This window comes from Pandoraea sp. XJJ-1, assembly GCF_026802345.1.
In the GTDB taxonomy this organism is placed as follows: Bacteria; Pseudomonadota; Gammaproteobacteria; order Burkholderiales; family Burkholderiaceae; genus Pandoraea; species Pandoraea cepalis.
Genome location: NZ_CP113827.1, coordinates 1087991 through 1110346 on the forward strand (window position 1 = coordinate 1087991; position 22356 = coordinate 1110346).

The 22356-nt window shown below is 64.8% G+C and carries 24 protein-coding genes; 6 read left to right on the plus strand and 18 right to left on the minus strand.

Going from position 1 to position 22356, the window contains the following annotated elements; genetic code table 11:
• Window positions 1-41: 41 nt before the first annotated feature.
• From nusB to OYT13_RS05055, 9 genes are all read right to left on the minus strand, one after another.
• A complete protein-coding gene (gene nusB, locus OYT13_RS05015) occupies window positions 42-494 on the minus strand; it encodes a transcription antitermination factor NusB (protein WP_017235285.1) in 453 nt (150 codons plus the stop codon).
• Entirely contained in the window at window positions 494-1009 is a 516-nt protein-coding gene (ribH, locus tag OYT13_RS05020; RefSeq protein ID WP_130025116.1) for a 6,7-dimethyl-8-ribityllumazine synthase, read from the minus strand. The genes nusB and ribH overlap by 1 nt, the downstream gene beginning before the upstream one ends.
• Window positions 1010-1140: 131 nt before the next feature.
• Window positions 1141-2262: a bifunctional 3,4-dihydroxy-2-butanone-4-phosphate synthase/GTP cyclohydrolase II gene (gene ribBA / locus OYT13_RS05025; protein WP_017235287.1), complete on the minus strand. Its 1122-nt coding sequence runs from the start codon at window positions 2260-2262 to the stop codon at window positions 1141-1143.
• 252 nt (window positions 2263-2514) lie between these two features.
• Window positions 2515-3216: an ABC transporter ATP-binding protein gene (locus OYT13_RS05030; protein ID WP_150563194.1), complete on the minus strand. Its 702-nt coding sequence runs from the start codon at window positions 3214-3216 to the stop codon at window positions 2515-2517.
• Window positions 3216-3983, minus strand: coding sequence for a high-affinity branched-chain amino acid ABC transporter ATP-binding protein LivG (livG, locus tag OYT13_RS05035; RefSeq protein ID WP_261939137.1), 768 nt, complete (start codon window positions 3981-3983; stop codon window positions 3216-3218). The genes OYT13_RS05030 and livG overlap by 1 nt, the downstream gene beginning before the upstream one ends.
• Window positions 3980-5254, minus strand: coding sequence for a high-affinity branched-chain amino acid ABC transporter permease LivM (locus OYT13_RS05040; RefSeq protein ID WP_017235290.1), 1275 nt, complete (start codon window positions 5252-5254; stop codon window positions 3980-3982). Before OYT13_RS05040 ends, livG begins: the two co-directional genes overlap by 4 nt.
• An 8-nt stretch (window positions 5255-5262) precedes the next feature.
• A complete protein-coding gene (gene livH, locus OYT13_RS05045; protein WP_017235291.1) occupies window positions 5263-6186 on the minus strand; it encodes a high-affinity branched-chain amino acid ABC transporter permease LivH in 924 nt (307 codons plus the stop codon).
• Window positions 6187-6289: 103 nt separating this feature from the next.
• Window positions 6290-7402 (minus strand): branched-chain amino acid ABC transporter substrate-binding protein, encoded by a 1113-nt coding sequence (locus OYT13_RS05050; protein ID WP_017235292.1) that lies wholly within the window; start codon window positions 7400-7402, stop codon window positions 6290-6292.
• A 424-nt stretch (window positions 7403-7826) separates the two neighbouring features.
• A complete protein-coding gene (locus OYT13_RS05055; RefSeq protein WP_268567361.1) occupies window positions 7827-8732 on the minus strand; it encodes a LysR substrate-binding domain-containing protein in 906 nt (301 codons plus the stop codon).
• Window positions 8733-8874: 142 nt separating this feature from the next.
• On the opposite strand from OYT13_RS05055, the gene OYT13_RS05060 reads away from it, so the two are divergent.
• The 3 genes from OYT13_RS05060 to OYT13_RS05070 are packed head-to-tail and all read left to right on the plus strand — an operon-like array spanning window position 8875 to window position 10672.
• Window positions 8875-9087, plus strand: a complete 213-nt coding sequence (locus tag OYT13_RS05060) for a tautomerase family protein (RefSeq protein WP_017235294.1) — start codon at window positions 8875-8877, stop codon at window positions 9085-9087.
• Window positions 9084-9914 carry a 2-keto-4-pentenoate hydratase gene (mhpD, locus tag OYT13_RS05065; RefSeq protein ID WP_150563191.1) on the plus strand — a complete coding sequence of 277 codons (831 nt, stop codon included), beginning with the start codon at window positions 9084-9086 and terminating at the stop codon, window positions 9912-9914. Before OYT13_RS05060 ends, mhpD begins: the two co-directional genes overlap by 4 nt.
• Entirely contained in the window at window positions 9911-10672 is a 762-nt protein-coding gene (locus OYT13_RS05070; protein WP_261939134.1) for a 2-keto-4-pentenoate hydratase, read from the plus strand. Before mhpD ends, OYT13_RS05070 begins: the two co-directional genes overlap by 4 nt.
• A gap of 29 nt (window positions 10673-10701) precedes the next feature.
• Here OYT13_RS05070 and ribD read toward each other — a convergent pair whose 3' ends face one another.
• The 5 genes from ribD to hemL all read right to left on the minus strand — a co-directional run bounded on the left by ribD (window position 10702) and on the right by hemL (window position 15339).
• Window positions 10702-11799: a bifunctional diaminohydroxyphosphoribosylaminopyrimidine deaminase/5-amino-6-(5-phosphoribosylamino)uracil reductase RibD gene (gene ribD / locus OYT13_RS05075; protein WP_026132223.1), complete on the minus strand. Its 1098-nt coding sequence runs from the start codon at window positions 11797-11799 to the stop codon at window positions 10702-10704.
• A 6-nt stretch (window positions 11800-11805) separates the two neighbouring features.
• A complete protein-coding gene (locus OYT13_RS05080) occupies window positions 11806-12345 on the minus strand; it encodes a TPM domain-containing protein (RefSeq protein ID WP_174975088.1) in 540 nt (179 codons plus the stop codon).
• Between the two features lie 5 nt (window positions 12346-12350).
• Window positions 12351-13196 (minus strand): TPM domain-containing protein, encoded by an 846-nt coding sequence (locus OYT13_RS05085; protein WP_261939785.1) that lies wholly within the window; start codon window positions 13194-13196, stop codon window positions 12351-12353.
• A gap of 139 nt (window positions 13197-13335) precedes the next feature.
• Complete coding sequence (locus OYT13_RS05090) at window positions 13336-13950, minus strand: LemA family protein (RefSeq protein WP_017235299.1); 615 nt, start codon at window positions 13948-13950, stop codon at window positions 13336-13338.
• Window positions 13951-14034: 84 nt separating this feature from the next.
• Entirely contained in the window at window positions 14035-15339 is a 1305-nt protein-coding gene (gene hemL / locus OYT13_RS05095; RefSeq protein WP_150563187.1) for a glutamate-1-semialdehyde 2,1-aminomutase, read from the minus strand.
• A 131-nt stretch (window positions 15340-15470) separates the two neighbouring features.
• Here hemL and rnk point away from each other — a divergent pair, with 131 nt between their 5' ends.
• A complete protein-coding gene (rnk, locus tag OYT13_RS05100; RefSeq protein ID WP_017235301.1) occupies window positions 15471-15896 on the plus strand; it encodes a nucleoside diphosphate kinase regulator in 426 nt (141 codons plus the stop codon).
• A gap of 147 nt (window positions 15897-16043) precedes the next feature.
• Here the strand turns inward: rnk and OYT13_RS05105 are convergent, their stop codons facing one another.
• Window positions 16044-16646, minus strand: a complete 603-nt coding sequence (locus OYT13_RS05105; RefSeq protein WP_017235302.1) for a phosphatase PAP2 family protein — start codon at window positions 16644-16646, stop codon at window positions 16044-16046.
• A gap of 602 nt (window positions 16647-17248) precedes the next feature.
• Between OYT13_RS05105 and OYT13_RS05110 the strand changes: the two genes are divergently transcribed.
• Window positions 17249-17446 (plus strand): hypothetical protein, encoded by a 198-nt coding sequence (locus OYT13_RS05110; protein WP_157211540.1) that lies wholly within the window; start codon window positions 17249-17251, stop codon window positions 17444-17446.
• A gap of 79 nt (window positions 17447-17525) precedes the next feature.
• Window positions 17526-20267: a magnesium-translocating P-type ATPase gene (gene mgtA / locus OYT13_RS05115; protein ID WP_017235304.1), complete on the plus strand. Its 2742-nt coding sequence runs from the start codon at window positions 17526-17528 to the stop codon at window positions 20265-20267.
• 216 nt (window positions 20268-20483) lie between these two features.
• Here mgtA and OYT13_RS05120 read toward each other — a convergent pair whose 3' ends face one another.
• From OYT13_RS05120 to OYT13_RS05130, 3 genes are read right to left on the minus strand one after another with little or no spacing between them, the layout of a single operon-like run.
• A complete protein-coding gene (locus OYT13_RS05120) occupies window positions 20484-21011 on the minus strand; it encodes a hypothetical protein (RefSeq protein WP_017235305.1) in 528 nt (175 codons plus the stop codon).
• Between the two features lie 49 nt (window positions 21012-21060).
• Window positions 21061-21942, minus strand: coding sequence for a 4-hydroxy-tetrahydrodipicolinate synthase (gene dapA / locus OYT13_RS05125; protein WP_268567362.1), 882 nt, complete (start codon window positions 21940-21942; stop codon window positions 21061-21063).
• Between the two features lie 55 nt (window positions 21943-21997).
• On the minus strand, window positions 21998-22348 hold the full coding sequence (locus OYT13_RS05130) for a hypothetical protein (protein WP_017235307.1): 351 nt from the start codon (window positions 22346-22348) through the stop codon (window positions 21998-22000).
• Window positions 22349-22356 lie beyond the last annotated feature (8 nt).

The following is a 22356-nucleotide window of genomic DNA, read 5'->3' on the forward strand; positions in this document are numbered from 1 at the left end:
GCCGGCCGGCCTGCGATACCTTGCGCAGCCCTCGCGTAGGGCTATGCGCTTTTGCCGCGACCGCCATTGCGATTCGCGGCGACTTCGTCTGGCCGCACTTCCGCGGCCAACTTGTCGAGGACGCCATTCACGTAGCGAAAGCCTTCGACACCGCCAAAGGTCTTGGCGAGTTCGACCGCCTCGTTGATGACCACGCGGTACGGAATGTCCAGGTGGTGAATCAGTTCGTAGGCACCAATGACCAGCACGCCATGCTCGACCGGCGACAGTTCGGCGGCCGGGCGGTCGAGGTAGGGCTGGAGTTGCTGCGACAAGGCGTCCGCCTCACGGATGCTGCCGTGCAACAGGGCATCCAGGTGCGTGCGGTCGGCCTTGTCGTAGCCGGGGGTGGTGCGCAGGTGCGCATCGATCTCACCCGCGTGGTCGCGCGAGAGCAGCCATTGATACAACCCTTGCAGCGCAAATTCGCGCGCGCGGCGGCGAGCACTCTTCATTACCGATCTTCCTCTTCTTCGTCTTCGTCTTCGTCCAATCCGTCGTCGCCACCGAGCATGTCGATCGCTTCGAGCAGATTGGCCATTTCTACCGCCACGCGGGCGGCATCGCGGCCCTTTTCGGCGGCGCGCGCTTCAGCCTGTTCGTCGTTCTCGGTCGTGAGCACCGCGTTGGCGATGGGAATGCCGAAATCGAGGCCAATACGCGAAATGCCGGCACCGCTCTCGTTCGAGACCAGTTCGAAGTGATATGTCTCGCCGCGAATGACTGCGCCGAGCGCGATCAGCGCGTCGAACTGGCCGCATTCGGCCATCTTCTGCAATGCCAGCGGAATTTCCAATGCGCCGGGCACCGTGACGAGCAGCACGTCGTCGCCATCGACGCCGAGGCGGTCGAGTTCGGCCACGGCAGCGGCGCGAAGTGCCGTGCAAACGGCGTCGTTGAATCGTGCTTGCACAATGCCTATGCGCAGGCCTTCACCGTCGAGTTCGGGCTGATATTGTCCGATGTCCATAATGGGCTTCCTCTAAAAAAGTACCGTCCAGGCGGTGCGGCCAACGTTGTGCCGGCATGCCCGAGACAGGCATGGCTCGGCAAGGTGATGCCCCGCTGCCACTGGCGGGCGGGCCATCGATACAAGACTATTCAGGCGCCCGGTGCGCCGGGCATCGGCTGGAAGCCGGTGACCTCCAGGCCATAACCTGCCATGTTGGGGATTTTGCGCGGGCTCGAGAGCACCCGCATTTTACCGACGCCCAGCTCGCGCAAGATTTGCGCGCCAACGCCGTGCGTGCGGAAGTCCACAGGGCGGCGCTTGGCGCGCGCCGCCTGCTCGGTTTCGTCGAGCGCTTCGAACTGATTGAACAGATGCTCGGGCGTCTCCACGCAGTTCAGCAGCACGACAACCCCTTTGTCCGCCTCGGCAATCGCTTGCATCGCGCCCGCGAGGGTCCAGGAGTGGGTCGACACGCCGGTCTCGAGCAGGTCGAGCACCGAGAGCGGTTCGTGCACGCGCACGAGCGTTTCGTCGGCTGGGTTCGGAACCCCGCGCACCAGCGCGAGGTGCGGATTGCCGCTCGGCTTGTCGCGGTAAAGCGTGGCCTGGAACGGGCCCCAGGCCGTTTGCATTTCGCGCGTGGCGACCGTCTCGATCATCGATTCGGTGCGGCTGCGGTAGTGGATCAGATCGACGATCGTACCGATCTTGATGTTGTGCTGCTCGGCGAACTCCAGCAACTGCGGCAGGCGTGCCATCGTGCCGTCGTCGTTCATGATTTCGCAGATGACGGCGGCGGGCGTGAGGCCGGCCATGGCCGTCAGGTCGCAACCGGCTTCGGTGTGACCGGCGCGCACCAACACGCCGCCGGGCTGCGCCATGATCGGGAACACATGACCCGGCTGGACGATGTCCTCCGGACGCGCGTCGCGGCCAATGGCCGTCTGCACCGTGTGGGCGCGATCCGCTGCCGAGATGCCCGTGGTGACGCCTTCGGCCGCTTCGATCGACAGCGTGAACGCGGTGCCGTACTGGGTCCCGTTGCGGTAGGTCATCAGCGGCAGGTTGAGCTGCTTGCAACGCGCCTGCGTGAGCGTGAGGCAAATCAGGCCGCGGCCGTATTTGGCCATGAAGTTGATGGCTTCAGGCGTCGCGAACTCGGCCGCCATGACCAGGTCGCCTTCGTTTTCGCGGTCTTCCTCGTCGACGAGGACAACCATGCGGCCGGCCTTCAGCTCGGCAATGATTTCTTCTGTAGTGGCCAACGGCATAGCGGACAACGCGGGGCGGAATTTGGAAAGGCTCTATTCTACGCCAAGCGGGTGTCCGTCTGCGTCCGAATCTCGCAAGTGCGCGAATCCGGATCGGGTGGGGCCAGTGAACCGCGTGACGTGCCAATCCGGGCGACGTGTGGGCCGCGGGTGCGCCTTGCCGCATGAGAACATGAGGACGCCACCGAAGGGTGCGTCCCCATGTCTCATTTTGACGCCGAACGTCCGTGCGCTGGGCCGCGGCGCGCTACGTCACGCGCCGAGATACGCGCGTTTGATGTCGTCGTTCGCGAGCAGGTTCTCGGCCGAGTCGGCGAGCACGACGCGACCGGTCTCGAGCACATAGCCGCGATCGGCCACGTTCAACGCCTTGTTCGCGTTTTGCTCCACCAGAAACACGGTGACGCCTTCTTCGCGAATCGCGCGAATGATGTCGAAGATCTGCGCGATCACGAGCGGTGCCAGGCCGAGCGTCGGTTCGTCGAGCAACAGCAGGCGCGGACGGCTCATCAGCGCCCGCCCGATGGCCAGCATCTGCTGTTCGCCGCCCGACATCGTGCCCGCGCGCTGCTTGCCGCGCTGCGCGAGCCGCGGGAACAGTTTGAACACGTGGTCCATCCCGGCGTCGATCTGATCCTTGGAGGCGAAAAAGCCGCCCATCTTCAGGTTCTCGATGACCGTCAGACTCGGAAATACCCGGCGGCCTTCCGGTGAAATCGCCAGCCCCATGCGCATGATGTCGTGCGTGGCGCATCCCGTGATGTCGCGACCTTCGAACATGACACGTCCGCTCGATGCGCGCGGCGTGCCGCACACGGTCATCATCAACGTCGTCTTGCCCGCGCCGTTACTGCCGATGAGCGTGACGATCTCGCCCTTGTTCACTTCGATCGACACGCCCGAGAGCGCCTCGACGGCCCCGTAATGGGTATGGATTTGTTCCAGCTTGAGCATTATTCCTCCCCGAGGTAGGCCTTGATGACGCGCGGGTCGCGCCGCACCTCGTCGGGCTTGCCGGTCATGATCGGCTTGCCGTGTTCCATCACGAGAATCCGGTCCGACACGCCCATGACGAGGCTCATGTCGTGCTCGATCAGCAGCACTGAAATGCCGAACTCGTGACGCAGGTTGTCGACGAGTTGCTGCAACTCGACCTTCTCTTGCGGATTGAGGCCGGCGGCCGGTTCGTCGAGCATGAGCAGACGCGGTTCCGTGATCATGCAGCGTGCAATTTCGAGACGTCGCTGGTGTCCGTACGACAGCGTGCCGGCCTCGCGGTTGGCGACGGCCGTCAGGCCCAACCGGTCGAGCCACGCCTTGGCGCGCTCGAGCGCCGCGCGTTCGGCGCGACGGAACGCGCTCGTCGAGAACAGCCCTTGCAGAAAGCCGCTATGCACGCGCATGTGCTGTGCAACGAGCAGGTTCTCCACCACCGTCAACTGGCGGAACAGGCGGATGTTCTGGAACGTGCGTACGAGGCCACGTCGCGCCACGCTATGGCTCGGCAGGCCGGTGATGTTGTCGCCGTCGAGCGTGATCGAGCCGCCCGTGGGGCGATAGAAGCCGCCAACGCAATTGAAGACGGTCGTCTTGCCGGCGCCGTTCGGGCCGATGATGGCGAAGACTTCGTGCGGGCGGACGTCGAAATCGACGCCATCGACGGCCAGCAGACCGCCGAAGCGCATCTGCAGGCCGGAGAGTTTCAACAGTGCTGCACTCATTGCGGCAACTCCACGTGCGGGCGGGTGGCGGGCAACAGGCCCTGCGGACGCCACATCATCATCAGTACCATCACCAGGCCGAAAATCAGCATGCGGTATTCGGCAAAGTCGCGCGCGACTTCCGGCAGGACGGTCAGCAGAATCGCCGCGAGAATCACGCCGATTTGCGAGCCCATGCCACCGAGCACGACCACGGCGAGGATCAGCGCCGATTCGATGAATGTGAACGATTCGGGCGTGACCAGCCCCTGACGTGCGGCAAAGAATGCGCCGGCGAGCCCGGCGAACGATGCCCCCAGTGTGAACGCGGAGAGCTTGATGCGCGTGGGGTTCAGGCCGAGCGAGCGGCACGCGATTTCATCTTCGCGCAACGCTTCCCAGGCGCGGCCAATCGGCATGCGGATCAGGCGGCTAGTGACAAACAGCGTGAAGCCCACTAACGCAAACGCCAGCAGGTAGAGGTAGATCACCATGTGCGAGCCGTCGTACGGCAAGCCGATCAGTTCGTGGAACGTCTTCACGCCATCGACACTCGATGATCGCGCCATCTCGATGCCGAAGACACTGGGCTTCGGAATGCCCGAGACACCGTCCGGTCCACCGGTCAGGCTCGTCAGGTTGTTCAGCAGCAGGCGGATGATTTCCCCGAAGCCGAGCGTCACGATGGCCAGATAGTCGCCCCGCAGGCGCAGCACCGGGAAGCCGAGCAGGAACCCGAAGGTGGCGGACATGAGTGCGGCAATCGGCAGGCATTCCCAAAAGGTCAGGCCGAAGTACTGGTTGAGCAGGGCATATGTATAGCCGCCGACCGCGTAGAAGCCGACGTAGCCCAGATCGAGCAGACCGGCGAATCCCACGACGATGTTCAGGCCCAGGCCGAGCACGCAGTAGATGAGGGCCAGCGTCGCCACATCCACCGCGCCGCGCGAGCCGACGAACGGCCACGCGAGCCCGATGGCGAGCAGCACCCACATGGCGCTAAGTTGCTGACGGCGTCCCAGCGTGGGGATGGCCGGCAGCGTGATGGCACGCGTCGAGCGCAGCAGGAACGGCTTGAGCATCTGGAACACGAAGACGACGGCCGCGGCGATCCAGACCGGACGCCAGTGCTGCTCGATCACGACGCGGTAGCCGTCGAGCTTCAGTTGCAGGCCGAGGATGGGGGCGGTGAGCACGATCGTCACGAGTGCGGAGATGACCGCACCCTTGAGGGTGTCGCCGGCCGGTGCGCGTTGGGCGGCGCCGGACTTGAGCGTGAGGGGTTGTGTCATGGTCGACCTCAGACTTTCTCGACGTCGGGCTTGCCCAGCAGGCCGGTGGGGCGGAACAGCAGCACCAGCACCAGCAGGCAGAACGCCACGATGTCCTTGTACTCGGAAGGCATGTAGCCGGAGGCGAGCGTTTCCGCCAGCCCCAGCAATACACCGCCCAGCATGGCGCCGGGAACGCTGCCGATGCCGCCCAGTACCGCTGCCGTGAAGGCCTTGATACCGGCGATGAAGCCGATGTACGGATTGAGCTTGCCGATGGTCAGGCCGATCAGCACGCCGCCGACGGCCGCGAGCATGGCGCCGAGCACGAAGGTGAACGAGATCACGCGGTTCGTATCGATGCCGAGCAGGTTGGCCATGCGCATGTCCTCGGCGCAGGCACGGCAGGCGCGGCCCATGCGCGAGTTGGCGATGAACAGCGTGAGCAGAATCATCAGCGCGACGGTCACGCCTACGATCAGCATGCGCGCGTAGGGAATGGTCACCGTGAAGTCACCCATCGGGATATCGATGGCGCCGGAGATCAGCATCGGCACGGACACGTCGCGCGCTCCCTGGCCGATCTGCACGTAGTTTTGCAGGAAGATGGACATGCCGATGGCGGAGATCAGCGGTCCGAGACGCGGGCCGCCGCGCAGCGGGCGATACGCCACCCGCTCGATCGCAAAGCCATACAGGCCGGTGATCAGCACCGAGACCAGCAGCGCCGCGCCCAAAACGAGCGGCAACGGGTAACCCGCTGCGGTGCCGATGGCCGTCAGTGTGACGAGACCGACGTAGGCGCCGATCATGTAGATCTCGCCGTGGGCAAAGTTGATCATGCCGATGATGCCGTAGACCATCGTGTAGCCGATGGCAATCAACGCGTAAATCGCGCCCAGCGTCAGGCCGTTGACCAGTTGCTGGGCAAACTGCGGGAAAAATTCGTTCATGCGGGAAGCCTCGCGACGAGCGGTGGCCGAGCGCGAATGCACGCCGCCCGCCGGGAACGGCGGGCGGCTGGGGGGATTCGCTGGCCGGTAAAGCGTCAGGAAATCAGTTGGCGGCGGTCTTGGTGGCGTCTTTGTGCCAGGTGTAGACCACGAACTTGAACGACTTCAGATCGCCTGCCGCGTCATACGCCACCTTGCCGATCGGCGTGTCGAACGTGTTCGCGTGCAGGTACTTGGCCACCTTCTCCGAGTCGGTGCTCTTCGCGCCGGCAATGCTCTTGGCGATCAGTTGCACCGCCGTGTAGGCCGGCATCTGGAACGGACCGTTCGGATCGCGCTTGGCGCTCGCGAAGGCCTTCACCAGCTTGGCGTTGGCCGGGTCGGCCGCGAAGTCGGCGGGCAGCGTCACGAGCATGCCTTCCGAGGCCGGGCCGGCGATCGCCGTCACGTCCTTGTTGCCCACGCCTTCCGGACCCATGAACGTGGCCTTCACACCTTGTTCGCGTGCCTGGCGCAGCAGCAGCCCCATTTCCGGGTGATAGCCGCCGAAGTACACGAAGTCCACGCCCTGTGCCTTGAGCTTGGTGATGACGGCCGAGTAGTCGGAGTCGCCGGCGTTGATGCCTTCGAACAGCACAACCGGGATCTTGGCGGCGTCGAGGTCCTTCTTCACCGACGTGGCGATACCCTGGCCGTACGACTGCTTGTCGTGCAGCACGGCCACCTTCTTCGGCTTGACCTTGTTGATGATGTACTGCGCGGCCGCCGGACCTTGCTGGTCGTCACGGCCGATGGTGCGGAAGATGAAGTGACGCTTCTTGCCTTCGGTCAGTTGCGGTGCAGTCGCCGACGGCGTAATCATCACCACGCCTTCGTTCTCATAGATGTCCGATGCCGGGATCGTCGAGCCCGAGCAAACGTGACCGATCACGTACTTGATCTTCTGGCTGACGATCTTGTTGGCGACGGCGACGGCCTGCTTCGGCTCGCACGCGTCGTCCATCATCACGGCTTCCAGCTTGTTGCCGTTCGCCCCGCCTGCCGCATTGATTTCGTCGATGGCGGTCAGCGCACCCGCCTTCACCATGTCGCCATATTGGGCGACCGAGCCGCTGAACGGGCCGGCGATGGCGATCTTGACGGTCTCGGCGTTGGCGCCCGTGCCGAGAACGGCAAGCGCAGCGGCGACGAACAGGGATTTGTGACGGAACTGCATCGTGGACATCTCCTTGATTTGTATTTTTTGAGCACCCGGTCGTGCGGTGCGCTTGATCGACGGCGGAACCCGGTCGGTATTGGCTCACTCCTGCCGCAGGCGACAGAAACGATGCGCCATAGTAGCGTAATCCGCCGTTAAATTGGAATAGCTATCCAGAGATGCCGTAAAACCCGCATGAATAAAGCGTTTCAAGACGTTGAAAAGAAAAAATAAGAGTCGTCACAACGATGATGCGTAGTACTACGCAGATTGAAATTTAAAAAAATCGGCGATGAATCGACAAATCGAGGGGCGAGTCGGCGGCAAGGGAGAAGACGGGATGGATTGTCGAACAGGACATTTTGGATACAATCCGCCATTCATTGATATCCAATTCAGGCGGTTTGCATCCGATCTCGGAAGCGCCGGATCGATCGACGCGCTACATCGCCAAGGTGTGACGCCGATTGCGCGAGCGCCGGATGAGCGCGAGAAAGGCGTTGAGAATCGGGGAATCGTCGTCGCGCCGGTACATGCAGTTCAGTTCGATGGCGCTCAGATGTCGTGATTTCAGCGGTCGGTACACCACGCCGGGTAGCCGCAGGTTCGCCGCCGACTCCGTCGTCACGCAAACGCCGAAGCGGCTCGCGACGAGCGCGATCGACGTCACGACATCCTCCACTTCCTGCTCCACGCGCAACGTCACGCCCTCGGCCCGAAACGCGGCGGCGACTTCCTCTGCGAGTCCCGGCACCGGGGCGTTCGGATACAGGATCATTCGCTCGTTATCGAGATCCGCCAGGGTCAGCAACGCGCGCTCGCATAGCGGATGACCTTCGTAGAGCGCGACGAGAAACGGCTCGCGATGAATCCAGTCGACGACGAGATCCGGCTCGTCCGGAATCAGCCGATTGAAGCCAATGGCGATGCGCCGCTCGCGCAGCGCCGCGATCTGGTCGGTCTTCGACAGGTTGTGCAGGCCGATCTTCACTTCGGGGCGCTCGGTATGAAAGCTCGCCAGCAAGCGCGGAATCGCGTTGAGAATGCCCGAGCTGAAGATGCCGACGTCGAGCCGTCCGATATAGCCTTCGCCGGCGAGGCGCGTCTGCTCCTCGGCGCGGCGTGCGAGCGCCAGGATGTTTGGCACTTCGGCAAGCAGCGTCTGCCCCGCGGCGGTCAGCGTGGCGCCCTTGGGGGTACGCACGAATAGCGGTGTGCCCAGCTGGGCTTCGAGCGCGTGAATGTGGCGGGTGAGCGGTGGCTGCGCCATGTTCAGCCGCTGTGCCGCCCGCCCGAAATGGCCTTCCTGCGCGACGGCAAGAAAGTAGCGCATTTGCTTGATGTCCATGGACGGCTCCGTTCCGGCGGGATAACGTGATACCGAAATAGTATCGGAATCTGGAAAATAGGTATTGGACGGTATCTCTCGGCGCGCGCATGATGGCTTCCTCCGAAAGCTTTCTTTTCGGCATTTTCAGGGGGACAGCCTCATGCCAATCGTACAAATCCATTTGGTGGAAGGTCGCGACGACGCCACCGTGAAGGCCTGCGTCAAGGCCGTGGCACGCACCGTCCACGAGACACTCGGCGCACCGCTCGAATCGATCCGCGTGTATGCGACGCAAGTACCGGCCGCGCACTGGGCGGTGGGCGAGCACACCAAGGATGAGCCGGCGGCGCCGGCCAGGGCGGACGCCCGATGAGCGCGACCTCGCCGCGCGACGCCGCCACACAGGCGCGCCTGCAGCAGGCGGCCGACGCACTGCACGACGCCGGGCGCTCGCACCGCTTCATCGCCCCGCTGCGCGACACGTACGCGCCGCTCACCATCGATGACGCCTACGCCATTCAGCGTATCAACACCGAGCGGCATCTGGCGGCCGGGCGCCGCGTCGTCGGCTGCAAGATCGGCTTGACGTCGGTCGCCGTGCAGAAGCAGCTTGGCGTCGATCAGCCCGATTTCGGCTTGCTGTTCGACGACATGGGCTATGGCGACGGCGAGCCGATTCCCGCCTCGATCCTCACGCAGCCGAAGATCGAAGCCGAGATCGCGTTCGTCATCGGCCGGGATTTGAGTGTCGACAACCCGGGCCAACTCGACGTCATCAACGCCATCGAGTACGCGTTGCCCGCGCTGGAGATCGTCGGCAGCCGCGTGGCCGACTGGAACATCCGCATCACCGACACGATTGCCGATAACGCATCGTCGTCGGCCTACGTGATCGGCAATACGCCGAAGACGCTCGCCGAATTCGACGTGCGCCTGTGCGGCATGGTCATGGAGCGTCGCGGCGAGCCGGTGTCCGTCGGCGCGGGCGCGGCCTGCCTGGGCAGCCCGATCAACGCCGTGGTGTGGTTAGCCCGCACGATGGCGGCGGTGGGCACGCCGCTCAAGGCGGGCGACCTGGTACTTTCGGGCGCGCTTGGCCCGATGGTCGCCGTGACCCCCGGCGATATTTTCGAGACCCGTATCAACGGCCTGGGCTCGGTCCGCGCCGTGTTCGAATCTGCCAGCGAGGCGGCACGATGAGCCACATTCAAGACTACGCAACGCTGCTCGACGACGCGGCCCATTTCGCGCATGAGGTCGAGCAGTTCGATACCGACAGTCGTCTGTCGCTCGACGATGCCTACGCCATTCAGGCCGCATCGCTCGCCCGCCGCGCCGCGCGCGGCGAAACGCGTGTCGGCGTGAAGATGGGCTTTACCAGCCGCGCGAAGATGATGCAGATGGGACTGTCCGACGTGATCTGGGGGCGCCTCACGTCCGGCATGCAGATCGAGGAGGGGACGGCCATCGACTTCAAGCGGTACGTGCATCCACGCGTCGAGCCGGAAATCGCCTTCATCCTGAAGCAACCGCTGGAAGGCCATGTCACGGGCCCGCAGGCGCTCGCGGCGGTCGAAGCGATTGCGCCGGCCATCGAGATCATCGATTCGCGCTACAAGGACTTCAAGTTCACGTTGCCGGAAGTGATTGCCGACAACGCGTCGTCGAGCGGCTTCGTGATTGGGGCCTGGCACGATCCGCATGTCGATTTCTCGAATCTGGGATTGGCCATGACGATCAACGGCCGCACCGTGCAGGTGGGATCGACGGCGGCGCTGCTCGGCCATCCGCTGCGTTCGCTGGTCGCAGCGGCGCGTCTGTCAGCCGCCGCGGGCGAGCCGCTCCAAGCCGGCTGGATCGTGATGGCTGGCGGTGCGACACCCGCCGAATATATCCAGCCGGGCCAGTATGTGTCGGTCGAAATGGAGGCGCTCGGTCGCGTGGGCTTCCACGTTTAAGCGCACGCGGCGCACCCGGCGACGGGGATTCAGTCGCGCTTGACGCGGGCCATCACCCGTAGATCGCTCTCGATCATGCGCACGTCCGTGAAACTGAGCGCGAGCCTGTCGTCGAGCGACGTGAGCGCAGGCAGGTGGAACATGCCTTGCGCGTCGCCGACGATGCACGGCGCGAGGTAGGTGAGCAGTTCGTCCACGCAGCGCTCGCGCAGCAGTGAACCGTTGAGCTTGTAGCCCGCCTCCACGTGGAGTTCGTTGAGCTGGCGCTCGCCGAGCGTGCGCAGCAGCGCCGAGAGGTCGACCTTGCCGGTCGTATTGGGCAGGTCGAGCACCTCCACGCCCAGGTCGCGCAGACGAGACGCGCGCTCGTGATCGCCGTTGGCGCAGATTACGAGCGCGTTGCCGTTCGCGAGCACCTTGGCGGTCGGGGAAATCTCGAGACGCGAATCGACGACGATGCGCAGTGGCTGGCGTGTCGTTTCCACCTCTCGCACGGTGAGCGACGGATCGTCCTCGCGCACCGTGCCGATGCCGGTGAGAATGGCGCACGCGCGCGCCCGCCACGCGTGGCCGTCGGCGCGCGCGGCCGGGCCGGTCAGCCATTGGCTCACGCCGTTGTGCAGGGCCGTCTTGCCGTCGAGGCTGGCCGCCACCTTCATGCGGACCCACGGCGTGCCGCGCGTCATGCGGGCGACGAACCCGATGTTCATTTCGCGCGCCTCATGCTCCAGCAGTCCGCAGCGCACTTCGATGCCCGCGTCGCGCAGCAGGCTCAGGCCGCGCCCGGCCACGAGCGGGTTCGGATCTTCCATCGCGGCGATCACGCGTTTCACGCCCGCGTCGATGAGCCCCTTCGCGCACGGTGGGGTGCGGCCGTAATGGCTGCACGGTTCGAGCGTGACATAGGCCGTGGCGCCACGCACCGACTCGCCCCGCGTGCGCGCGTCTTTCATGGCCTGCACTTCGGCGTGATCCTGGCCGGCCGGCTGCGTGAAGCCTTCGCCGATGATCCGTCCGTCCTGCACGATTACGCAGCCAACGCGAGGATTCGGCGTGGTGGTGAACATCGCGCGCTCGGCGAGCGCCAGCGCGCGACGCATATAAGAGAAATCCTGTTCGGAGAACATGAGGCGTCAGAGCATCAGCGGCCGGTCGGTCAACGCATTGTCCGGCGCCGCGCCGGCATGGGCCGGCAGGAATTCGCGCGCAATGCCGCGCAGGGTGTTCAGCGCGTCGAGCACGCTCTGGACATAACGTTCGTCACGAAAGCCGGCGCTCATCTGCGCAACGACGGTGTCCCACGTGCGGGGGGATACCAGCGCGTCGACGCCCTTGTCGGCGATCAGCTCGATATCGTGATCGGCGATGTTGATGTACAGGAGAATGCCCGTGCGCTCGCCCGTATGCGCCACGCCGAGCTGGCGAAACAAGTGAACGGCGCGTTGACGGCAGGTATGCCCGTGCCATACCGCAGCAAGCGGCATGGCAGCTTCGATCACTAGGCGAATCTCGCAGCGGTGCTCCTTTTCGGAATCGCGGATGGCGGCTTCGAGCGCATCGAGCGCCTTGTCCGGGAAGAGCCACCGGGCGTGCGCTCGCCAGGTGCCCAAATGCCGCAGCCAGCGCGAGACATCGTGCGTCTTGTGTTGCGTTGCGATTGCTTCGTTTGCCATCGCCATCACCAGTTCCCCGACGAACCGCCGCCGTCGAATCCGCCACCGCCGCCGCCGCCGAAACCTCCGCCGCCGCCATCGAATCCGCCGCCGTCGTTGCGTCCCCAGCCGCCCAGACCGCCCAGGCCGCCACCCAGCCCGGCGCCGAAGCCGCCGGCACCGATGCGCCCGCGTTGGCCGGTGAGCACCCGCGAGCGCGGGTCGGTGGGACCCACGCCCGGCAGACCGGGCCCTTGAAACCGCCGGCGGCTTTCCATCAGGACCACCATCCCGATGATGAAGACGATGAAGAGCAGCGGCAGGAAATCGGACAGATCCGAGTGCGGCGCGCGCGTCGACGGCAAATTCGGGGCGGGCAGCGCCTCGTTGTTCATCGCCGCCTCGACCGCCGCGACGCCGGCGGCCAACCCGCCGAAGAAGTCACCGCTGCGGAAATGGGGGGCCATCACGTCGCGCAGGATTCGCCCGGAGATGGCATCGGTCAGCGAGCCTTGTACCCCGCGTCCGACTTCAATGCGCATCTTGCGCAGGTCGTTCGGATTGTTCTTCGCGATGAGCACGATGACGCCGTCGTCCACGCCCTTGCGGCCGGCCTTCCAGGCATCGGCCACGCGAATGCTGTACTGGTCGATCGTCTCGGGAGCCGTGCTCGGCACCATCAGAACGAAAATCTGGCTGCCGCGTTGTTGCTCGTATTGTGCGAGCTGTGTCTCGAGCGCGTTGCGCTGCTCGGGCGTGAGTGTGCGGGTCAGGTCGGTTACCCGCGCGGTGAGCGCGGGCACGGCCACGAGATCCTCTGCGCTGGCCGGCAACGCCAGCGAGCCCAGGCACGCCAACGCCAGCGCCAGCATCGCCCAAAGCGTCGGTCCCCAATGCCAACTGCGCGAGTGCCCGCCGCGCGCGTCATCCGTCACCGGACGGCGCGTCGGCATTCCACGGCCCTTTGGCGACACCTTGTAGTCCGCGGAGATGGCAGCCATGATCCGATCCTCAGAATTTGACGGCCGGCGCGGTCGAAATGGCCTTCTCGTTCTCGACCGTGAAGTTCGGCTTCGGCCCGTAGCCGAACATCTTCGCCGTCAGATTGTTCGGGAACTGGCGCACATACACGTTGTAATCCTGCACGGCCTGAATGTAGCGATTGCGCGCCACGGTGATGCGGTTTTCCGTGCCTTCGAGCTGCGATTGCAGGTCACGGAACAGACCGTCGGCCTTCAGGTTCGGATAGTTCTCCGAGACGGCCATCAGGCGTGAGAGTGCGCCGGACAGTTCGCCCTGCGCTTGCTGGAAGCGCTTGAACGCCTCGGGGTCGTTGAGCGTCTCCGGCGTGACCGTGATGCTCGTGGCCTTCGCGCGCGCGTTGATCACCTCGGTGAGCGTCGTTTGCTCGTGCGTGGCGTAGCCCTTGACCGTGTTCACCAGATTCGGCACCAGGTCGGCACGTCGCTGGTACTGGTTGACGACTTCACTCCAGGCGGCCTTGACCGCTTCGTCCTTGACCTGAATCTGGTTGTATCCGCAGGCGGACAGCAACGAGGTGAGCACCCCCAGTGCCAACCAGCGCACGAACGATTGGCGAAGCTTTGTCGGCAACGACACTTGCATGATGTTTCTCCCTGTGATGGTCAGACTGGCCGACTCGCTAGGTGTGCGAAATCCGGCCGAAGACAGCCACGTGACCTGCAACGATCACGCAATGGCGCGAAACGCGTCGCGGGCAGCGTCGAGCGTGGCGTCGATGATCGTGTCGTCGTGCGTTGCCGAGACGAAGCCCGCTTCGAAGGCGCTCGGCGCGAGATACACGCCGCGATCGAGCATCGCATGAAAAAACTTGTTGAAACGGGCCACGTCGGACGTTGTAACTTCCGCGAAGCTCTGCGGCACGTTGGCACGGAAGTACAGGCCGAACATGCCGCCGACGCTGTCGCCCGAGAATGGCACGCCAGCGCTCTGGGCGGCCTCGACGAGCCCCGTGACGAGCTTCGATGTGCGTTTGGCCAGATCCTCGTAGAAGCCCGGCGCCTGAATCAGTTTGAGCGTGGCGAGGCCGGCGGCCACGGCCAGCGGATTCCCGGAGAGCGTGCCGGCCTGGTAGACGCCGCCCAGCGGTGCCAGGTGCGACATGATGTCGCGACGTCCGCCGAACGCGGCGGCCGGCATGCCGCCGCCGATGACCTTGCCCAGGCAAGTGAGGTCGGCCGTAATGCCGTACAGCGCTTGCGCGCCGCCCAACCCGACGCGGAACCCGCACATCACCTCGTCGAAGATAAGCACGGCGCCATGGGCGGTGCACAGCTCGCGCAGCGTCTGCAGGAAGTGACGCGAGCCGCGCACGAGGTTCATGTTGCCGGCCACCGGCTCGACGATCACGGCCGCGATCTCGCCGCCTTGGCCGGCGAACAGTTCGCGAAGCTGTTCGACGTTGTTGTACTCGAGCACGAGCGTGTCGCGCGTGACTTCGGGCGGCACGCCGGCCGACGACGGCGCGTTGCGCGTCGAATCGGCGAACGTGAGCAGGCCGGAGCCGGCCTTCACGAGCAAGCTGTCGGCGTGGCCGTGATAGCAGCCCTCGAACTTGACGATCTTGTTGCGGCCGGTAAAGCCGCGCGCCAGGCGCAGTGCGCTCATCGTCGCCTCGGTGCCGGAGGACACCAGGCGCACCTGCTCGATGGACGGCACGAGGCCGCAGAGGGTCTCGGCCATCACCACTTCGGCTTCGGTGGGCGCCCCGAAGCTGAAGCCTTGCGACATCGCGGCGTGCACGGCGGCGACGACGTCCGGATGCAGGTGGCCGACGATCATCGGGCCCCACGAGCCGATGTAGTCGATGAAGCGCGTGCCTTCGGCGTCCCACATATAAGGGCCTTGGGCGCGGGCGATGAAGCGCGGCGTGCCGCCGACCGAACGGAAGGCGCGCACCGGCGAGTTCACGCCGCCGGGGATGGTCTGCTGGGCGCGCGCGAAGAGCGCGGCATTGGTAGTGTGTTCGGACATGACTTCGACTTTGTGTGCCTAATGCGTCGATTCTAGCGGATGGCGGTCAAGTCCGGGACTTCTCGCCGCGCGGGGCTTCTGTTAGATTGAAGGTCACTCCCTCAACGTCAAGGAAAAACAGGCCCGCCGACATGTTCACCGTCCATTCGCAACGCCCCTCGATCACTGTCTCCACGCTCGACCTTGAACGCCTCGAAGCGCTCATGGCGCAGGCGCCCCGCGCGGCATTGCCGTATGTGGAGGCACTCGAAACAGAGCTTGCCCGGGCGAGCGTCGTCGAACCGGAGCAGATGCCGGCCGACATCGCCACGATGAACTCGGTGGTGCGCTACCGTGATCTCGCCGCGCAGCAGGAACATCGCGTCACGCTTGTGTATCCGCAACATCTGGCGAGCACGCCGAGCGGCATTTCGGTGCTCGCGCCGGTGGGTAGCGCGCTGCTCGGCTTGCGCGTCGGTCAGTCGATTCAGTGGCAAGTGCCAGGCGGCCACCAGATCGCGCTGACATTGCTCGGCATCGATTACCAGCCCGAAGCTGCCGGCGAATACCACCGCTGATCCCCCGTCTCCGACGCCGTACTGGGAGATTCGGTTCTCCCGAGTCTTCCTACCGTTCCTGCCTGTTCGTCAACCCCTCCTGAAGCTTCCACCGCTTCCCGCAGGTCCGCAAACCCGCAGTTCCCGTCGTTTCCCAAGTCCGCCGGCTCAGCGACGCAGCCAGCCGCGCGCAATCGGCCACGCCATCAGGCGGCGATAGAGGGCTTCGAGGATAGCCGCGACGATACGACTCGTCTCACGCGCACTCGCGGTGTGCATGATGAGCGCCACTACGATCGATACCGCCAGCGCACCGACCATATCGAGCGGCCAGTGCACGCCAAGGTAGACGCGCGCCCAGCACACGGGCACGGCGCATAGCAGCAGGAGCCGGCCGAGCAGGCGAGGCGAGCGCGCGAGCGTGCCCATCAGGACGAACGCCGACGTGAACAGGATCGACGCGTGATTGCTGGGGAAGGCACTCGTCGGCGCATGCGGGAGCAGGTTCGTGCCGAGACCGACGACGAACGGCCGCGGTTCGAACCAGGCCAGACCGATCACACCGTTGACCAGTAGCGCGAGCGCTACGCCCAGCAGACCGTGCACGGCCCCCTCGCGGTCGCGACCGCCAGCGAGCCACAGGAGGGTCAGGCCCACCGGGAGCAGCAGGATCAGGTATTTGGCGAGGAGAACGGCGATGGCCAGTTCTCCTTCACTGACATTGGGCGAGGCATTGACGGCCAGGAACAGGGCGCGGTTGATTGAATCCATGAAATTCGGGGAGCGGGAAGCAGAAATAGGCCAGACCGGTTGCCCGGTACGCCACCGGGCGGCGTGCGGTGCCGGTGCCTCGACGGCCGCCGGTGGGCGGTTTGTGACGAAAACATGACAGATTCTGACTGAGCCGCTTCCCGCTGGAAAGTTGCATTCGTCATCATTTTGTAACACGGTGAATTGTCACTTTTCTTTCGACGCACTCGGGGGTAAAATCGCGCCGTCATAGCTCTCAGGAGGTCCTTCCGTGGACAGTAGTTCTAGTGGTAGTTGCCGGTCGGCGCAGGTCGACACCATCACCGCGAGTTAGTCCCCGGGATCTTCCCTGCCGCTAACTCGCATAGCCGGGTTGGCGCGCACCTCTGATGTACGCATCGAATGTCCAATGCCCTTGGCCGCCGCGCCGAAGGGTTTTCTTGGGCCATACCGATAGCGTCCGTCTTTCGTAGCACGCTCCCTAATTTGCTTTACGTCTGCCGTTCGGGCTGTCCCGTTGCGCGCAGGGGTTCGTTTTCAGGCCGTTTGCCGTGGGCGCCGGTGATGAAATGCGAGTCTCTCGTGCGCGCCGGGCCGATTGCCGCGCGGCCGGGAGAATCATCGTGTTCCGTTACTCCATGACCCTTCGCGGAGGCAATCCGCAAGCCCTGATGCTGCCCACCGAGTGCCTGCATCACTATCACGTCGCCCCGCATGCCGAGGACGCCGCTGTCACGGCGCGCCCGGGCGCGAGTGCGCGACTCGGACAGTGGCTGCTGGCGCTCGTGCGTCGCAACGATCCGACCGGACGCGCGGGCTGAGCCTGCGCGATAACGGTCCCCAGGCATCGGCGACTGGCCGGTGCCCAGCGATATCAACCGTATTTTCAGGATGTATCCGATGCAACAAGCTCTCACGTTCAGCGAGCGACTGATTGCGGTGCTTGGCGCGCGCCTTGGCCTGCGCTTCTTCCGCCGCCGCGACATGCTCGAAACCCTCGATGCGCCAGCGCATGGCCACGAGGCACCGCCAGGTTTGCTCGACGCCGCCCGCGACGCCGGCCCCGATCTGCTCGCCCGTCTGCACACGACGCGCGACGGTCTGTCGGATGACGAGGCCGCCACCGTGCGGGCACACGTTGGCGTCAACGAAGTCGAGCACGAAAAACCGTTGCCCTGGTGGCGGCACCTGTTCAACTGCTACCGCAATCCATTCAACCTGCTGCTCTCGGCACTGGCCGCTGTGTCGTACGCGACCGACGACACCGAGGGAACGATCATCATCGCGTCGATGGTGATCATTTCCACGGTGTTGCGATTCGTGCAGGAGGCGCGCTCCTCCAAGGCGGCGGAAAAGCTCAAGGCCATGGTGAGCACCACGGCGACGGTGCTGCGCCGCGAAGTGTTCGGCCATGAGGGCGTAGAGGCCGACCACGTGCGCCGTCTGGGTCGCATGGGCCGTGAAATTGCGTTGGCCGAACTCGTGCCGGGCGACATCGTGCTGCTCGCGGCGGGCGACATGATTCCGGCGGACGTGCGCATTCTCGCGGCCAAGGATCTGTTCGTCTCGCAATCGGCGCTTACCGGCGAGGCACTGCCCGTCGAGAAATTCGCGCACGCTTGCGAGTCCGGCGGCAGCAATCCGCTCGCCTACGACAACCTCGCGTTCATGGGGACGAACGTCGTGAGCGGGTCGGCCACGGCTGTCGTCGTGGCGACGGGGGCGCGCACGTTCTTCGGCTCGCTCGCGCAGCGCGTCACGGCGCAGCAACCGACGGTGACGTCGTTCCAACAGGGCGTGAATCGTGTGTCGTGGGTGCTGATCCGCTTCATGCTGGTCATGACGCCCATCGTGCTGCTCATCAACGGTTTCACCAAGCACGACTGGCTCGAGGCGTCGCTGTTCGCGCTGTCGGTGGCGGTGGGCCTTACGCCCGAAATGCTGCCGATGATCGTGACGGCCACGCTCGCCAAGGGCGCGGTCGTGCTCTCGCGCAAGAAGGTGATCGTCAAGCGGCTCGATGCGATCCAGAACTTCGGCGCGATGGATGTGCTGTGCACCGACAAGACCGGCACGCTCACGCAGGACAAGATCTGTCTCGAACGTCATACCGATGTCTGGGGCCACGCCTCGGAAGATGTGCTCGAGTATGCCTATCTCAACAGCTTCTACCAGACCGGCCTGAAGAACCTGCTCGACGTGGCAGTGCTCGATCATGGGGAGCTGCACCAGCATCTCGACATCGTGAACCGGTATCGCAAGATCGATGAGATCCCGTTCGACTTCCAGCGCCGTCGCATGTCGGTGGTGGTCAGCGAGAACGGCGATCATCACGAACTGATCTGCAAGGGGGCGGTGGAGGAGGTGATGGCCGTGTGCAATCGCGTGCAGCATGGTGCGAACGTCGAGCCGCTCACGCCCGATGTGCTGGCCCGCCTGCGTCGCGTCACGGCCGACCTGAACGCCGAAGGTCTGCGCGTGGTGGCCGTGGCAACGCGCCACTTGCCACCGGTGCGCGACAGTTATGGCATTGCGGACGAGAGCGAACTCGTGCTCGTCGGGTATATCGCGTTTCTCGATCCGCCCAAGGAGTCGACGGCGCCGGCGCTCAAGGCGCTCGCAGCGGCGGGTGTCCAGGTCAAGGTGCTCACGGGCGACAACGATCTCGTGACGGCGAAGGTGTGCCGCGAAGTGGGGCTGGCGGTGAACGGCTGCGTGCTGGGCGACGACATCGAGGCGATGAGCGACGCCGAACTGGCGCACACGGTCGAACGCGCCAACGTATTCGCCAAGCTCACGCCGTCGCACAAGGAGCGCCTGGTGCGCCTGTTGCGCGCGAACGGCCACGTCGTTGGCTTCATGGGCGACGGCATCAACGATGCACCGGCCTTGCGCGCGGCCGACATCGGCATTTCGGTGGACACGGCGGTGGACATCGCCAAGGAAGCGGCCGACCTGATCCTGCTGGAAAAGAGTCTGATGGTGCTGGAGCAGGGCGTGATCGAGGGGCGTCGCACGTTCGCGAACATGCTCAAGTACATCAAGATGACCGCCAGCTCGAACTTCGGCAATGTCTTCTCGGTGCTGATCGCGAGTGCGTTCCTGCCGTTCCTGCCGATGCTGCCGTTGCAACTGCTCACGCAGAACCTGCTCTACGATTTGTCGCAGACGACGATACCGTTCGACAACGTCGACGACGAACAGCTCACGAAGCCGCAGCGCTGGAATCCGGCGGATCTGTCGCGCTTCATGGTGTTCTTCGGCCCGATCAGTTCGATTTTCGACGTGCTGACGTTCGTGGCGATGTGGCATTGGTTCGGCGCGAACAGCGCCGAGCATCAAACGCTGTTCCAGTCCGCCTGGTTCGTCGAGGGGCTGCTGTCGCAGACGCTCATCGTGCACTTGATCCGCACGCGTCGCATTCCGTTCGTGCAGAGCCGCGCGGCATGGCCGTTGCTGATGATGACGGCCGCCGTGATGCTGATCGGCGTGATGCTGCCGATGTCGCCGTTCGCGGACACGTTCAAGATGCAGGCATTGCCGCTCGCGTACTTCCCGATGCTCGCGGCCATCCTGCTCGCCTACGCTGTGCTCACGCAAATGATGAAAGGCATGTTCGCGCGACGGTTCGGGTGGCAGTGAGCGCACGCGCCTCGGCCTGACGCACCACGCCAGCGGCGAGAGGATCGCCGCTGGCGTTCACCTCATGGGTTCCGGGGACGCTCAGTCATCTACCCAGGTCCCGGACGGACGGTCGAAATGTTGGCTGCGAGGGGCGAAGACGTCGCGCGCATCGTCGAGTTCCAGCGTCACGTCGAGCGCGCCGTCGTTATCGCGTGTGGCGCTCGCGAACTACGGTCAGCTTGAGTGTATTCGCATTGCGACGTCAGTCGAAGCGCAAGGACCGTGCGCGACCTCCACACGGCGTTTGGGTGACACGGTGATGTCCAGTGCTGCATACAGCTCGTCGAGCGCTTCCCGTGTGCCGACGAGCAGCGCCGTCGTTTGCCCGCTCATGTCGGTGACGACGCTCACGAGCGTTTTTCCCTGACAGGTCTCGCGCGCCGCAACGAATTGCGTCGAGGTCAGAGCCGCGAGCGTGGCGAAGCGGTCGGCCTGCACTAGGCCGTTGATCTGGAAGACAGGTTGCGTGGCGCCGGTGGCGCGCAATGCGAGTTTTACGTTGACACCATCGCTGCGGGCGCCAAGCGCGGTGAGCAGCTTGTCGCGTCCCTGCGGACCCAGCGCGCAGCGATCGCCGTGAACCCATCGTGAAATCGTGTTGCCGGTCATGCCGGTCGCGTAGGCGAGCCTGGCCAACGGGGTGCCCGAGAGCTTGATCAGCAGACGGGCGATGGTGCGGTGACGCTGTTCGATGTCGTCCATATCGGGTCTCGTGTCGTGGGGAAGGGCGGACAGGCCGCGCCGTTCGGACTCAGAAGGCCATCGTCACTTCGAGCTGGACGTCGATCGCTTTGCGAAGGGCGTCCGAGCACGGCATGAGCGGACGACGAACCGTCTCCGGGCACAGGCCCAATGACGCGAGCGCGACTTTGATCGCCACGGGATTGGGCTCGGAAAACAGGCGTCGGATGAGCGGCTTCATGCCGTTGAAGAGCATTGTGGCGTGCACCATGTCGCCCTCGCGCGCGTAGCGAAGCAGCTTCAGATAGAGATCCGGCCGCACATGTGCCGCCGCCGAAATGCATCCGCGCGCACCGGCGTGCAGTGCGGGCAGCAACTGCATATCGTCGCCGCACAGCACGGGCATGGCGACCTGCGACGGCAGGTGCGTGAGCGAATGCTCGTCGCACTCCTTGATCGCCGCGAAGGCGCTGTGTGATGCCAACGCTCGGATCGTCTCCACACCGAGCGCCACGCCAGTACGCAGCGGCACGTTATAGAGCACGAGCGGTTTGCGCGTCACGGCTGCCAGCGTGCGGTAGTGCCAGAGGATGCCGTCTTGCGACGGTCGCAGATAGTAGGGCGGCGGCACAAGGTAACCGGCGAGCGGCAGATCGTCGAGGCTGCCAATCTGATGCGCGGCGTCCGACGTGTCGGCCGCGCCGACGCCAGCCACGACGGGCGCATGGTCTTGGGCGAGATGGCACGCGGTCTCGACGAGCCAGCGGCGTTCGTCGGGGGCCAGCAGCGCACCTTCGCCCGTGGTGCCGGCCACGACAAGACCGCTGACCCCGGCAGCAAGGTAGAAGTTGACCAGACGGGCGAAGGCGCTGCGATCGATCTGTGCGCCGTTCGCGCCTGTCATGGGCGTGACGAGGGGAATCCAAACGCCTTCGAAGATGGCTGGGTTCATGGCGGGGGGCGGATTGGCGGGGCGAAGGGGGCGGAACACCGGGGACGTTGAACGCTCAGGCGGCGGGGCGAAGACGCAGCACACCAAATTCAGCTTCTGGCAGCGATTGCATGACGGCGAGCATGGCCCGCGAGGCTTCGACGCGCGGCAACGCAATCGATACCACGGCGGCGGTATCGTGCCGGATCGGGCGAATTGTCTCGACGCGCCACGGCAGCGGCAGGCTCATCGCCAGCGTGACGGCGAGCGTGGAGACGGCCGCGCGGCTGAGCGTGATGTCGAGCGTTGCATCGAGACGTGCGCGTGGGGGGCACCGATGGCGCTCACGCGCGGCGGAGAAAGCGTCGGCCAAGACGGCACTTGCATCGGGAGGTTCCAGACGGGCGCGTTGGGCGATGGTAGGCATGGCAACGT